The organism is Aureivirga sp. CE67, from assembly GCF_015767245.1.
GTDB lineage: Bacteria > Bacteroidota > Bacteroidia > Flavobacteriales > Flavobacteriaceae > Aureivirga.
This window is the reverse complement of the sequence record NZ_JADOTV010000007.1, coordinates 59390-71788: the sequence shown is the minus strand read 5'-3', so window position 1 is coordinate 71788 and position 12399 is coordinate 59390. Positions and strand designations below refer to the sequence as shown.

The window sequence follows — 12399 nt, the reverse complement described above, 5'->3', positions numbered from 1 at the left end:
TCTCCCTTAAGATGCTTTTATATAATTCTTAATTTATTTTATTTGAAATATTCATTCCTTTTGTAAACCTGGCGCACTTTTGTAAAGTGTGCCCATTTTTTCAAACATTTGTGTGGTCACGTTTACAAACTATCGTTAGCGATTAGAGTCGAAGTCAAAATTTCAGTAGGAAATTAATTTCCAAAAGTTTCAGCACATTTTTCAGCACATTTCTCTCCATCAATTGCTGCAGAAATAATTCCACCAGCATATCCAGCTCCTTCACCACAAGGAAATAATCCTTTGATTACAGGATGCTCTAAAGTTTCTTTTGTACGAGGAATTCTCACAGGAGAAGAAGTTCTAGATTCTGGAGCGTGTACAACTGCTTCATTTGTCATATAACCACGCATTGATTTTCCAAATTCTACAAACCCTCCTTGTAATGTTTTATGTACAAATTCTGGTAAAACTCCACCTAAATCTACTGAAGTTGTTCCAGGCATATAAGAAGTTTCTGGGATAAAATTTGATTTTTTTCCTTTTGTAAAATCTACCAAACGCTGCGCAGGAACTTTTTGCGTCTCTCCTCCCATACTCCAAGCTTTTTGCTCAATTTCTTTTTGGAAATACATTCCAGCTAATGGCCCATGTTCTTTATATTTTTGAAAATCTTCTTGACGAAGTTCTACAACAATTCCAGAATTCGAAGTTTTTCGATCACGTTTTGAAGGAGACCAACCATTTGTTACTACTTCTCCAGGTGCAGTAGCACAAGGCGCAATAACTCCACCAGGACACATACAGAAAGAATAAACTCCTCTTCCTAAAACTTGTTTTACGATGCTATAAGGTGCAGGTGGTAAAAACTGTCCTCTTGGTGCTTTGTATTGAATTTTATCAATTAACTCCTGACTGTGTTCCACACGAACTCCAAGTGCAAAAGGTTTTGCTTCAATCAAAATTCCTTTATGGTGTAATAATTCAAAAATATCTCTTGCAGAATGTCCTGTTGCCAAAATAACTTGATCCGATTCGATGATATCTCCATTTTGAGTTTCTACTCCTGTTACTTTGTTATTTTTAATCAAAATATCTTTCACACGAGTTTCAAAACGTACTTCTCCACCAAAACGAATAATATTCTCACGAATTTCTTGAATGATTTTTGGTAATTTATTAGTTCCAATATGCGGATGTGCTTCTACCATAATTTTTTGTGTCGCTCCATGTGCAACTAACAAATGTAGAATTCGCTGCACATCTCCTCTTTTCTTAGAACGCGTATATAATTTTCCATCCGAATAAGTTCCAGCTCCACCTTCTCCAAAACAGTAATTTGAATCTTCATCAACGATATGGAACTTTGTAATTGCTGCCAAATCTCTTCTTCTTGCTCTTACATCTTTTCCTCGCTCTAAAACGATTGGTTTCAAACCTTTTTCGATTAATCGCAAAGCGGCAAATAATCCGGCAGGACCAGCACCTACTACAATCACTTCTCTTTTATTAGAAACATCTTCATAATCTGGCAATTCATATTGTTTTTCTTCAAAAACTTCGTTTCTATAAATTTCTACATTTAAGTTTATTTTAATTGCTCTTTGGCGTGCATCTATAGATCTTTTTACAATATCAATAGCTGTGATTTCTTCTAAAGGAATGTCTTCTAGCTTTGAAATATGTTTCTTTAAAAGTTCTTCATTTGCTGCAACCTCCGGAGCAACTTGTAGTCGAATTGTAGTCGGCATAATCAGTATTCTGTATTAGAGCGCAAAAGTACAAAAATTTGATTTAGCAAATGTTTAAAGTTGTCTTTGTGTTTTGGTTTTAAATCGAACCTTCAGAACCTGTAAAAGGATCATATAAAAAAACCGTTCGATTTGAACGGCTTTGTAGTTTTAATGTCTTTCCGAAGACAAATGCTTAAAAAATATCATCTACATTTTCTTTTAAAAAATCAAAAACAATTGAACCAAATGTTTTTCCTAAGAAAACTGTAAAGTAATATTTAAAACCTCTTCTTTTAGAACCTTGGTTTTCCTGGTTCTTTTTAAATTTATTCATAAATTGTAAATTTTATATGCTAAAAAGCATTGTTTTAATTTATGAATTCATTACATTTGTCTCTATAAGTTTGTTCGCTAAACAATTTATAACAAAATTAATTAAACGTTGAAGTTGGCGCTTCAGCGTTTTTTGTTAAAACTATTTTTAAACTTACAGATTCATTTGTTATGAACTCTACTCTTCAAAGATATGTAATAATTTTAGAATTATTTTATTAAAAACATATAATTAAATTTAAAAACTACACTATTTTTATAATCCTATTTTTTTAAACCAATTTTGATTGATAATATATTTTCATGTAAAAATGCTTACATATTTTTATCAATTCAATAATCATAAAAAATTAAATATACTACAAATGTAATACATTTGTCATACAATTTATTGAGGAATCCATTAATAAAACGAAAAATACTGAGAATATGACATAAAAAATTAGGTCAACATTTTATTCAGTCTTAAGAATTACATAAAAAAATCTATATAATCTACATACTTTGTATAGATTAATACATCAAAATTTTTTCATTCCATTCCCTCACATCAGGAACCATAAACTTGAATTCAATAATGCTTTCTAGCAATTCTTTTGTTGTCCAATTTTTCATGATTTTTATAAATTATTTAATTCTCTCAAACTCATAATTTGTCAAATCTCCTCCTGATGCAAAGCCAGGAACAATCAATATAAATCCAATACCTTCTGTTTTTGTTAAACAATATAAGTTTTGATTATGTAAAGTTAATTTCACAGACGAATCTCCTACTCCATTAATCAAAAAGTAAAAAGTATCAAACTTCATTTGAGTATTTAACAAATAAAAATCTTGATGAATTCTCCCTTTTAATTTCTTAGTATCCAAAATATTCTCACCATCTTTCAAAGCAGCATAAATTTGATTTTCTTCTTGATAAATTTCAACTACTAAATCTTTCTCATTTTTAAATTCTTTATTGGAACTATAATTAAGTATTCCCCAGAGATGACCAATTGAATTAAGAGAAGAATTTTTATAAGTTCCTAAAATTTGATATAAATTTTCTTCGGAAAGTTTCGTTACAGGCTTTGTTGCTTTTGATTTTTTCACACTTACACAGGATGAAAAAATTAAAATGTAAATGAATAGTAAATATTTTTTCATATTAATTTTAAAAATCTCCTCAATTATATAATAAAAAAGAAAAAAACAAAATATCTCTATATCATAAAGCTGTCAAACCTCTAATATTTCTTTTAAAATTGAAAATAAATAAAAGGTTGAATTTCTGAAGAAGCTACCACATAAACCAACCAACAAAGTCCACCTAAAATAGCTGATTTTCCGTACCAAGGCAAAGAATTATGCATGTTCTCAAGCTTTTCTAAAAATCTTACTGGCATAAAATGTAAGAAATATCCTATTCCAATTAGAATGAAAACATATTTGTAACCTTCTACAATTTCTAAAGCATTTTGAATAGAGAAATCATTTGCAATTTGTGTAATATTCGTTACGATATCTAGCGCAGTTTTAAAAGAATCTGCTCGAAAATAAATCCATAAAAATGCAACAAAATGGAAAGTAAGTAACCAAAATATTGGTTTTGTAAATCTATTTTTTGGTAAAACTAAATTGTAGTTTTTACAAAGTTTTTCATAAATCAAAGCAATTCCGTGACCAGCTCCCCAAAAAACAAATTTCCAAGCAGCACCATGCCAAAGTCCTCCTAAAAACATCGTCATGAATAAATTCATATAAGTTCTCATCGTTCCTTTTCTATTTCCTCCCATCGAAATATAAAGATAATCTCGAAGCCAAGAAGAAAGAGAAATATGCCAACGACGCCAAAATTCTGTAATACTGAATGAATTATAAGGAGTTCTAAAGTTTTCTGGAAGTGTAAAACCAAGTAACAAAGCCAAACCAATTGCCATATCAGAATAACCTGAAAAATCGCAATAAATCTGAATGGTATATCCATAAACAGCCATTAAATTCTCGAAAGGTGAATACAACATCGGGCTATCGAAAACTCTATCTACAAAATTGATACTGATATAATCTGCAATCACAGCTTTTTTGAACAAACCTCCGATAATCAATACAAAAGCTCGATTAAAATTTTCTTTGGTAACAAAATATTTCCCTCTAATTTGTGGAATAAAATCTGCTGCTCTTACAATAGGTCCTGCAACTAATTGTGGGAAAAAGGAAACGAAAAATAAGAAATCCCAGAAAGATTCTGCTGGTTTCATTTCTTTTCGATACAAATCAATCGAATAACTCATCGTTTGGAATGTAAAAAATGAAATCCCGATTGGTAAGAAAATATCTTGAAAAGCAAAGTTGCTTTCTAAAATCTGGTTGATATTATCAATAAAGAAATTCGTGTATTTGAAATAAGCCAGTAAACCAAGGTTAATAACCAAACTTATAATTAAATACAGCTTTCGTTTTGCTTTTTCTTTTGTTTCATAAATTAACTTTCCAAGATAAAAATCGACAATAGAAGAGAAAATCAGCAAACCAAAATACGCTCCACTAGACTTATAGTAAAAGTATAAACTAAAAATCGTAACATAATAAATTCGTAGATTGATTTTCTTCTGAATCGCTTGATAAACCAAGAAAAACAAAAGAAAAACCACGAAAAATAAAACACTACTAAAAATTAGAGGTTCTTTTGGATTATACGTTAGCCAATTTCCAATATTTTCAAATGTCAAATTTTGTAACATGGAAAGAAATGTATTATTCATATTTCAAAAAAGTGTTGTAAATCGCACGAAATAATAATTCTCCTTGAATTTCGTATCCTTTTGCGCTATAATGTATTTTATCTTTTGCTGCCAATCCTTGCTTTGACCAAGTCAAAATCCCTCGCTCTTTCCCTGTCATATGATACAAATCCCAATAAGCATATTGTTGTTTTTTGGCGTTTTCTAGGATGATATTTCTAAATTCAGCAATTTTAGGATTTGTTTTTCTTCTTTTAATTAATGCTGAAGGTGGCGTTGTCAATAAAATATTTTGGCAATTTGTAAACTCTTTTGTATTGTTCAAAAATGCTAATAAATTCTCTTCAAACCTTTCTGATTTGTAAGTAGTTTCGAAAGCTTCATTGGTTCCAAGAGAAATAATTATTAAATCTGGTTTTAATAATTTTAATTGCTCAAAAAATAAACTCGAACGATTGTTATAATCTTCAAACCTAGCTCCATTTACACCAATATTATGATAAATTACACCAGGATTTCCATTACTCGTAAGTAAACCATTAAGAGCAAAATTATCTTTTGCTTTGGAAGAATTTCCAGTAACATAAAACTCTTGAATCAAAGAATTACTTTTCACTCCATTTTCAATACTTTGAGCAAAAGGAGTTGTTCCTAATATTTTTGCAGGTTGGTAAGATTTACTCTTAATTTTTAATTTTTGTTTCGGACGAATCATGTTAGATTTTAATCCATTCCATTTTTTAATATTTCTAACAGAAACTTTATATTTTCTCCCGATTCCAGAAAGCGTATTTCCACTTTTCACCGTGTGATATTTCCATTTCGGAACTGGTTTTTGGTATTTTATTTCTTTTTGAACTGCAATATTATTTGTGTGCGAAATCCATTGAATTTCATTTGCAAAATCTTTTTCATCATCAAAAGAAACTTTTATAAAAAACTCTTTTTCTGTAGTTTCTAAAGCAATTCCACTTAGTCCAATTGTTGCTTTTTTAGATCTATTTTTAATATTTCTTAAAGCAAAAAAATCGCTATAAGTTGTATACGTTATGTCTTGAGGTCCATTTGTTTTAGCTGCTTTATATGGAAAAAGAAATCCACGACCAGCATTTCCAAAAATATCTTGAAAATTATTTCTAGTTACATCCGTAAAAAAGTTCGCTTGAATATGAGAATCTCCAATATGAACAATTCTGATAATACTATCTTTTTCTTTTAGTTTATCAAAAAAAGGAAGCAAAATAGAATCGTTTTGAATCGTATTTTCTGAAAGTGGAATAAAACTAGGAATCTCTACCTGCCCAAAAGTAGAGAAACTAAAAAGTAGCATTACTAAAAAAGAAATGCTTTTTATTTTATAAATCGTATTTAGTTTATTTTTCATGATGTTTTTTAAATTTTTTATATCCACTCAACAGATATTCCGAAATATAATCTGCAATATGTGGTGCACCTCTATAATTAAAATGAATATAATCCTTATTTGCCCAAGGTTTTTCTTTCTCAACAAAATCTTTCATACTTCCCTCTCCTCCCATTGCTTCGAAAAGATTGAAAAAACTACTTTGTGTCTGATTTGCATATTTTTTCTGTGCAGCAATTAATTTTTCTACAGAAGGATGCGTAATAACTTCCGTTCCTTCTTTCTTACCATAATCTGCACTAGAAATCACTAAAATATTTGCATCTGGAAAACAAACTTTCAAATGTTCAACCACACGTTTCATCTGTGAAGCGTACCAATTGTATGAAGTAACATCATCACTAATCACATTTGCTCCATAATGAAGAATGATTAAATTATACGGACGAACAGAATTAAAAGCATTCATCACATTCGCATTTAAAGTAGAAAGTGGTAAACCAGAATTTCCTCGAATAGATAGGTTATCAACACTCACGCCATTTTTTGTTTCGAAAGTAAATCCGTACAAAGGAACGTTTTGTGTTTCATGAAAATCTACTTCAACTTTTGATAAATTTTCATTTTTAGAAAGCTTCAATCTATTTAAAATTCGCTTTCCATTTAATTTTTTATTCTTTTCATTAAAAGTCAAGTAAGGATCTAAATCTAAAGTATCTTCACTTGCTTTTCCATAATAAAATATCGGTTTTGGGATTTCCTGATATTTACTTTTAGAAAATTTAATTTGTGTGCTATCTACTTTAGTCCAACTTACATTTCCTCCTAAGCCGTAAGGTGCATTTTTTTCTGTTTTTTTGGAAATAAAACTTCTGAATTCGAAGTCTTTTTTAGGATAACGATGTAAAACCGTCATACGAGATTTTGCAGAAAGAGAAGTAGCATTTACATATCCAACTCCTTTTCCTCCAAACATTTTTTGAAGAGTTTTTCGAATATCTTGAACAATCAAATCTCCATCCGTCATCGAATCTCCAAAATATGCAATGTTTACTTTTTTGTCTGGGTCTTGTTCTAAGGTTAAAAGTGCTTCGTAGAAATCTCCTAAATTGAAGAAATTTTTATTATTTCTAGCTCTTCTAGCTCGTTCTTGCTTTTCAGCTTCAGAAGCCATATCAGCAATCAATTTTTCCATCACTTTAATCGAATCTGCTCTACATTCGTTTCGTATCATGATGGCATCATAATCAATCGTGTCTTTCTTTTTTAAATCTTCAACATTATTTTTTTGAACTTCTAACTTAAAATTTTCTTTCGGAAAAAAATAAGTCAGCACTCCAAAGACAACAAATGCCAAAAAAATAGAGTAAAAACTATTTTTAGAATGATTTTTTTGTGTATTCATTTAAAAACTGAGCTAAAACTGGGGATTCACCTTTCTTTTTCACTTTTCCTTAAAAAGTTGTGCTAAAATAACACAACTTTTTATTTATTCTTCTATTTCTAACTCAAAAAAGCTAAATAAATTTCCTCCATATTTTTTAGAATAACTATAATATTCTAAATCGGATAAATCTGTATGTTTTGAATGCTCGATAATCAAATATCCTTCTTCTTCTAAAAGATCATTTTCAAAAACTAAAGAAGCTATTTTTGCAAATTGTTCTTTTTCAAAATCATATGGTGGATCTGCAAAAATCACATCATATTTCATTTTATTTTTCTCTAAAAACTTATAAACATCTGATTTTATAGTTTTAATAGGGAAATCTAAATTTCTTGAAGTATCATTGATAAATTTTGTACAACCAAAAAATTGGTCTACTGCAGTAATTTGTTTCGTACCTCTTGAAGCAAACTCAAAACTAATATTTCCTGTTCCTGCAAAAAGATCTAGAACAGAAATTGCATCAAAATAAAAATGATTGTTTAAAATATTGAAAAGAGATTCTTTTGCCATATCCGTTGTTGGACGAACAGGCAAATTTTTAGGCGCAGAAAGTCTCTTGCCTTTATGTTTTCCTGAAATAATTCGCATTATTTAATAATTTAATAACGTGTAAAAAGAATGGTCTGGTAAGTTTTTCAACTTTGATTGTGAATTTTCTACGAAACTGATGTTTCGAATATATTGATGAGCGATTTTATATAAGTCAGATTTCTCATCAATTGCTCCTAAAAATACTAATTCAAACGCTTCTGGATTTAAAGATAATTGTTCCGCTGTAAATAAAATGTAGTAAATAAAATCTTCTTTCGTTCTATATTGGAAAGAATTATACATTTTAAAATTCCCATTATCTAAGAAAACCATCTCAAAAGAATGATCTTCAACATGAATAAAAATATATTGCTTATTCGTGTTTTTATAAGTATCTATTAGTTTTTTTACTAAAATAGATGATGAATGTGTATACTCAAAAGCACCAAAATGATCGAATAAGAAATTATTTACATTCACAAAAGGAATATAAACAGAAACTATTTCTGATTGAAGAATTTCATCATATACAATAAAATCATTATCAAATACTTTAACCGTATGTTTTAAATAGCTTTTCAGATATTTTTCATCGAAAAACACTTTAGGCACAAACGTAGCCATATTATTTGAATGAATTACTTGAACCTTTTTATATGCTTTTTGCAACAAAACATTTTCTTTAAAAATATTCATGATATTTTCAAGATGCATTGTAGGAGTTTTTGCTTTCGAGTCAAACTCGTAGTGCAAAAGAGCTGTAAAAAGCTCTAGTTCTTCATCATATATACAAAAAGAAAATCCATCCAAGCTAATTTGGATGGATAATCTACTATTTTCAAGATTTTTAAAATCCGTCTTCTTATTCGTTATTTGAACCTTTTTTGTTCTCATCATAAAATGGTGGCCAGTTTCCGCTATCTTTTACTTCTTCTAACGAACCTACTGAAATGTGTTCACCTCTTACTTCATCTCCTTGAATTGTTTCTTCTTCTTGACGAATTAAATGCGGGTTCATTCCTTCTAGAATAACTGATTTCTTAACTTTTGCTTCAAAAGTTGGAGCTTTTAATCCTGCAACTTTCTCAACGATTGCTGTTCCTAAAGTAAATTTAACATTTGTTCCTGGAACATCCAATAAATTTTTATAATTTCTATTTTGGAAAGAATTGATAACAGGTTCATAACCAATTGTATCAACTACTCTAATTTCTTTTTCTAAATCTAATCCACTCTCTTTTACAGTAATAACAGTATCTCTACTCTGAGTAATAGCAAACTTCGCAGTATCAATAAATTGAACTAATGAATCAGCATTTGCAATATATTTTCCATTTACTCTCTTATATGCGTTCTCTGCATCACGAATCACTTTTAACTGATCAATTACTTTCGCATATCTTTTCTTCTTTTCAATGTTAAAATTGATTGGCTCCATAATACTAGTATAGATTTTCCAACCCATAAACACAGCCGCCCCTATTAAAACAATTGAAACTAAAGGGTGTAATTTCTTAGGAATAAACTTAACTATTACGATAGCTAATAAAACAGTTACTATAACTGCACCAACAATTGGGATAATCATTATCTTATATGTTTTAAAAATTTTGAATCATGGCAAATCTACAAATTTTTTTGAATGAGAAAAATTTTTAACCGCAAATCAATTTGTATCTTTGCATTTTTAACAAATCACATGGCAAAAACTGTACCAGAATTTTATAATTTACTTCTTGATAAGTTTCCATACGAAACTACGAATTCTCAGGATAAACTACTAGGAAGTTTGGCAAATTTTATCTTTGATGAGAGCAAAAATTCTCTTTTTCTTCTAAAAGGGTATGCAGGTACTGGAAAAACTACAATTATTAGTACCGTTGTAAACAATCTTTGGAAAATTAGAAAAAAAGCGGTTTTGCTTGCCCCTACTGGGCGTGCAGCAAAAGTAATTTCTGGATATGCAGGAAGAGAAGCTTTTACAATTCATAAAAAAATATACCATCCTAGAAAAGATAAAAACGGTAGTGTGAAATTTGCTTTACAAGTAAACAAACACACTGATACTTTGTTTATTGTAGATGAAGCTTCAATGATTGCCGATGCATCAAATTCTATGATTGCTGGAAGTGAAAGTTCTTTGTTGGATGATTTGATTAATTATGTGTATGCTGGTAGAAATTGTAAATTGATTTTTATTGGAGATACCGCACAGCTTCCACCTGTTCGTTTAGAAATCAGTCCTGCGTTGAATGAAAATATTCTGATGTATGAGTTTGACAAAGATGTTCGTCTTCATGAACTTACAGAAGTGACACGTCAGGGTACAGATTCAGGGATTTTGGTTAATGCAACTTCCATTCGTTCGATTTTGGAAGATGGAGGTTATGAAGATTTTCAGTTTCAACAAAAATTTCCAGATGTCATTCGTTTGATTGATGGTTATGATATTCAAAATGCGATTCATTCTTCTTATGATGAAAATGGTGTGGAAGACACAGCATTTATCGTGCGATCGAACAAAAGAGCAAATCAATACAATCAGCAAATTCGACTGAAAATCAGAGGGCAAGAAAATGAAGTATCGGTTGGAGATTTTGTAATGGTTGTAAAAAATAATTATTTCTGGTTAAAAGATTCAGCGCATGTTGGATTTATTGCAAATGGTGATACTTGTGAAATTTTAGAAATATATTCTACCAAAGAATTATACGGTTATAAGTTTGCGAGAGTGAAACTTCGAATGATTGATTATCCGATGCAAAGACCTTTTGAGACGGTGATTTTATTAGATACTTTAACTTCAGAAGCTGCTTCTTTAAGTTATGAAGAACAGAATCAATTATTTCAAAAAGTTTCTGAAGATTTTTCGCATTTACCCAAATATAGACAAGTACAAGAAATCAAGAAAAATGAGTATTTCAATGCTTTACAGGTGAAATTTTCTTATGCAATGACTTGTCATAAATCGCAAGGTGGACAGTGGAAAAATGTTTTTATTGAAAAACCGTATTTACCAGAAGGACAATCGATTGATTATCTTCGTTGGTTATATACAGCTGTAACTCGTGCAAAGGAAAAATTGTATTTAATTGGTTTTTCTGATGATGATTTTATGGATTATTAATTTTTTGTTTTTTAATTTGTAATTTAAGGCTTAGCAGAGAATTGCATTAGGGATTGCAGCGGCATCCTTTTGCGGAGGTACGGAGCAAAAGATATAGCGGAAAGCCCGACCTTTTTCTGAGTTTTTTGGAAACGAAGAAAAATGGGAATGCCCTAATAATAATTAATATTTTAGAGTGAAATGAAGAGAATAATTGGAAGTTTGATATTGAAATTAGGAGGTTGGAAAGTAAAAGTTGATGACGAACACTATAAAATCAAAAAATATGTGGCGGTTTGTGCTCCACACACTTCTAATTGGGATTTTGTTTTCGCAATGTCTTTCTTTTTCAGAGAAAGAATCAAAGTTCGATTTTTTATAAAAGATAGCTATATAAAAGGCGCTTTTGGTTGGTTTTTCAAGTCTTTAGGTGCAATTGGCGTGGACAGATCTAAGAATAACAATTTGGTAGATTTTGCTGTTTCGGAATTCGAAAAAAGGGATTCTTTGGTTTTATTAGTGCCAGCAGAAGGAACTCGAAGACGAGTGGAAAAATGGAAAACAGGATTTTATCATATTGCCACAAAAGCAGATGTTCCAATTGCGATGGGATATTTGGATTTTGAGAAAAAAGAAGGTGGAGTTAAGAAATTTTATAGACTTTCGGGAGATTTTGAGAAAGATATGCAGGAAATTGAGGATTTTTATAGAAACATAAAAGGGAAAAATCCGGAGAATTATAATCCGAAAATATTTTAAATAAAAAAGCCAACTCGTTGAAGTTGGCTTTGTATTTTTAGAACATTCCGTCCATTCCAGGAATGTTTGGCATTCCGTCTTTTGCTGCAGCTGCAAGCTCTTGTTCGTTGATGCTGTTTGCTCTTGTCAAAGCATCGTTTAGAGCCATCACCAAATAATCTTCGATTTCTTCGTTATCCGTTAAAGACTCGTCGATTTTGATATCTCTTACTTTTCTATTTGCAGTAACTGTAACTTTTACCTTTCCGTTTCCAGCTTCACCATCGATTAAAACTGTGTCTAATCTTTTTTTAGTGTCTTCTACGTTTTGCTGCGCTGCTTTCAGCTTATCCATCATTCCTGATAAATCTCCAAACATTGTAATTTCGTTTATGTGTTTTAATAAATCAATCTCTCTAATCTCGACAAAAGTATTAAAA

Annotated in this window: 12 protein-coding genes; 2 read left to right on the top strand and 10 right to left on the bottom strand. The window is 30.2% G+C overall.

Annotated features, from left to right (window positions below; translation table 11 throughout):
• Nucleotides 1–173 precede the first annotated feature (173 nt).
• From I0K12_RS10425 to I0K12_RS10385, 9 genes are all read right to left on the bottom strand, one after another.
• Nucleotides 174–1730 (bottom strand): NAD(P)/FAD-dependent oxidoreductase, encoded by a 1557-nt coding sequence (locus tag I0K12_RS10425; RefSeq protein WP_196887773.1) that lies wholly within the window; start codon nucleotides 1728–1730, stop codon nucleotides 174–176.
• 175 nt (nucleotides 1731–1905) lie between these two features.
• Nucleotides 1906–2046, bottom strand: a complete 141-nt coding sequence (locus I0K12_RS10420; protein ID WP_196887771.1) for a hypothetical protein — start codon at nucleotides 2044–2046, stop codon at nucleotides 1906–1908.
• Nucleotides 2047–2672: 626 nt separating this feature from the next.
• Nucleotides 2673–3194, bottom strand: a complete 522-nt coding sequence (locus I0K12_RS10415) for a hypothetical protein (protein WP_196887769.1) — start codon at nucleotides 3192–3194, stop codon at nucleotides 2673–2675.
• A gap of 92 nt (nucleotides 3195–3286) precedes the next feature.
• Nucleotides 3287–4792 (bottom strand): MBOAT family O-acyltransferase, encoded by a 1506-nt coding sequence (locus tag I0K12_RS10410; RefSeq protein ID WP_196887767.1) that lies wholly within the window; start codon nucleotides 4790–4792, stop codon nucleotides 3287–3289.
• Nucleotides 4785–6155 carry an SGNH/GDSL hydrolase family protein gene (locus I0K12_RS10405; RefSeq protein WP_196887765.1) on the bottom strand — a complete coding sequence of 457 codons (1371 nt, stop codon included), beginning with the start codon at nucleotides 6153–6155 and terminating at the stop codon, nucleotides 4785–4787. The genes I0K12_RS10410 and I0K12_RS10405 overlap by 8 nt, the downstream gene beginning before the upstream one ends.
• Complete coding sequence (locus I0K12_RS10400; RefSeq protein ID WP_196887757.1) at nucleotides 6145–7539, bottom strand: hypothetical protein; 1395 nt, start codon at nucleotides 7537–7539, stop codon at nucleotides 6145–6147. Before I0K12_RS10400 ends, I0K12_RS10405 begins: the two co-directional genes overlap by 11 nt.
• An 84-nt stretch (nucleotides 7540–7623) precedes the next feature.
• Nucleotides 7624–8172, bottom strand: coding sequence for an RsmD family RNA methyltransferase (locus I0K12_RS10395; protein ID WP_196887755.1), 549 nt, complete (start codon nucleotides 8170–8172; stop codon nucleotides 7624–7626).
• A gap of 3 nt (nucleotides 8173–8175) precedes the next feature.
• A complete protein-coding gene (locus I0K12_RS10390; protein ID WP_196887753.1) occupies nucleotides 8176–9012 on the bottom strand; it encodes a DUF3822 family protein in 837 nt (278 codons plus the stop codon).
• On the bottom strand, nucleotides 8978–9703 hold the full coding sequence (locus tag I0K12_RS10385; RefSeq protein WP_196887751.1) for a hypothetical protein: 726 nt from the start codon (nucleotides 9701–9703) through the stop codon (nucleotides 8978–8980). The genes I0K12_RS10390 and I0K12_RS10385 overlap by 35 nt, the downstream gene beginning before the upstream one ends.
• A 111-nt stretch (nucleotides 9704–9814) precedes the next feature.
• Between I0K12_RS10385 and I0K12_RS10380 the strand changes: the two genes are divergently transcribed.
• Together I0K12_RS10380 and I0K12_RS10375 are read left to right on the top strand one after the other, a co-directional pair.
• The gene (locus I0K12_RS10380) at nucleotides 9815–11242 is read left to right on the top strand and encodes an ATP-dependent RecD-like DNA helicase (protein WP_196887749.1); all 1428 of its coding nucleotides are present in this window, start codon (nucleotides 9815–9817) and stop codon (nucleotides 11240–11242) included.
• A gap of 180 nt (nucleotides 11243–11422) precedes the next feature.
• Entirely contained in the window at nucleotides 11423–11980 is a 558-nt protein-coding gene (locus tag I0K12_RS10375) for a 1-acyl-sn-glycerol-3-phosphate acyltransferase (protein ID WP_196887747.1), read from the top strand.
• A 37-nt stretch (nucleotides 11981–12017) separates the two neighbouring features.
• On the opposite strand, the gene I0K12_RS10370 is transcribed toward I0K12_RS10375, so the two are convergent.
• Nucleotides 12018–12338, bottom strand: coding sequence for a YbaB/EbfC family nucleoid-associated protein (locus tag I0K12_RS10370; RefSeq protein WP_196887997.1), 321 nt, complete (start codon nucleotides 12336–12338; stop codon nucleotides 12018–12020).
• Nucleotides 12339–12399 lie beyond the last annotated feature (61 nt).

What these genes read in the sequence shown, in the direction of transcription:
- I0K12_RS10375 (WP_196887747.1), top strand. Translation starts at nt 11,423, where the DNA reads ATGAAGAGAATAATTGGAAGTTTGATATTGAAATTAGGAGGTTGGAAA.
- I0K12_RS10395 (WP_196887755.1), bottom strand. Translation starts at nt 8,172, where the DNA reads ATGCGAATTATTTCAGGAAAACATAAAGGCAAGAGACTTTCTGCGCCT.
- I0K12_RS10390 (WP_196887753.1), bottom strand. Translation starts at nt 9,012, where the DNA reads ATGATGAGAACAAAAAAGGTTCAAATAACGAATAAGAAGACGGATTTT.
- I0K12_RS10410 (WP_196887767.1), bottom strand. Translation starts at nt 4,792, where the DNA reads ATGAATAATACATTTCTTTCCATGTTACAAAATTTGACATTTGAAAAT.
- I0K12_RS10425 (WP_196887773.1), bottom strand. Translation starts at nt 1,730, where the DNA reads ATGCCGACTACAATTCGACTACAAGTTGCTCCGGAGGTTGCAGCAAAT.
- I0K12_RS10420 (WP_196887771.1), bottom strand. Translation starts at nt 2,046, where the DNA reads ATGAATAAATTTAAAAAGAACCAGGAAAACCAAGGTTCTAAAAGAAGA.
- I0K12_RS10370 (WP_196887997.1), bottom strand. Translation starts at nt 12,338, where the DNA reads ATGTTTGGAGATTTATCAGGAATGATGGATAAGCTGAAAGCAGCGCAG.
- I0K12_RS10405 (WP_196887765.1), bottom strand. Translation starts at nt 6,155, where the DNA reads ATGAAAAATAAACTAAATACGATTTATAAAATAAAAAGCATTTCTTTT.
- I0K12_RS10415 (WP_196887769.1), bottom strand. Translation starts at nt 3,194, where the DNA reads ATGAAAAAATATTTACTATTCATTTACATTTTAATTTTTTCATCCTGT.
- I0K12_RS10400 (WP_196887757.1), bottom strand. Translation starts at nt 7,539, where the DNA reads ATGAATACACAAAAAAATCATTCTAAAAATAGTTTTTACTCTATTTTT.
- I0K12_RS10385 (WP_196887751.1), bottom strand. Translation starts at nt 9,703, where the DNA reads ATGATTATCCCAATTGTTGGTGCAGTTATAGTAACTGTTTTATTAGCT.
- I0K12_RS10380 (WP_196887749.1), top strand. Translation starts at nt 9,815, where the DNA reads ATGGCAAAAACTGTACCAGAATTTTATAATTTACTTCTTGATAAGTTT.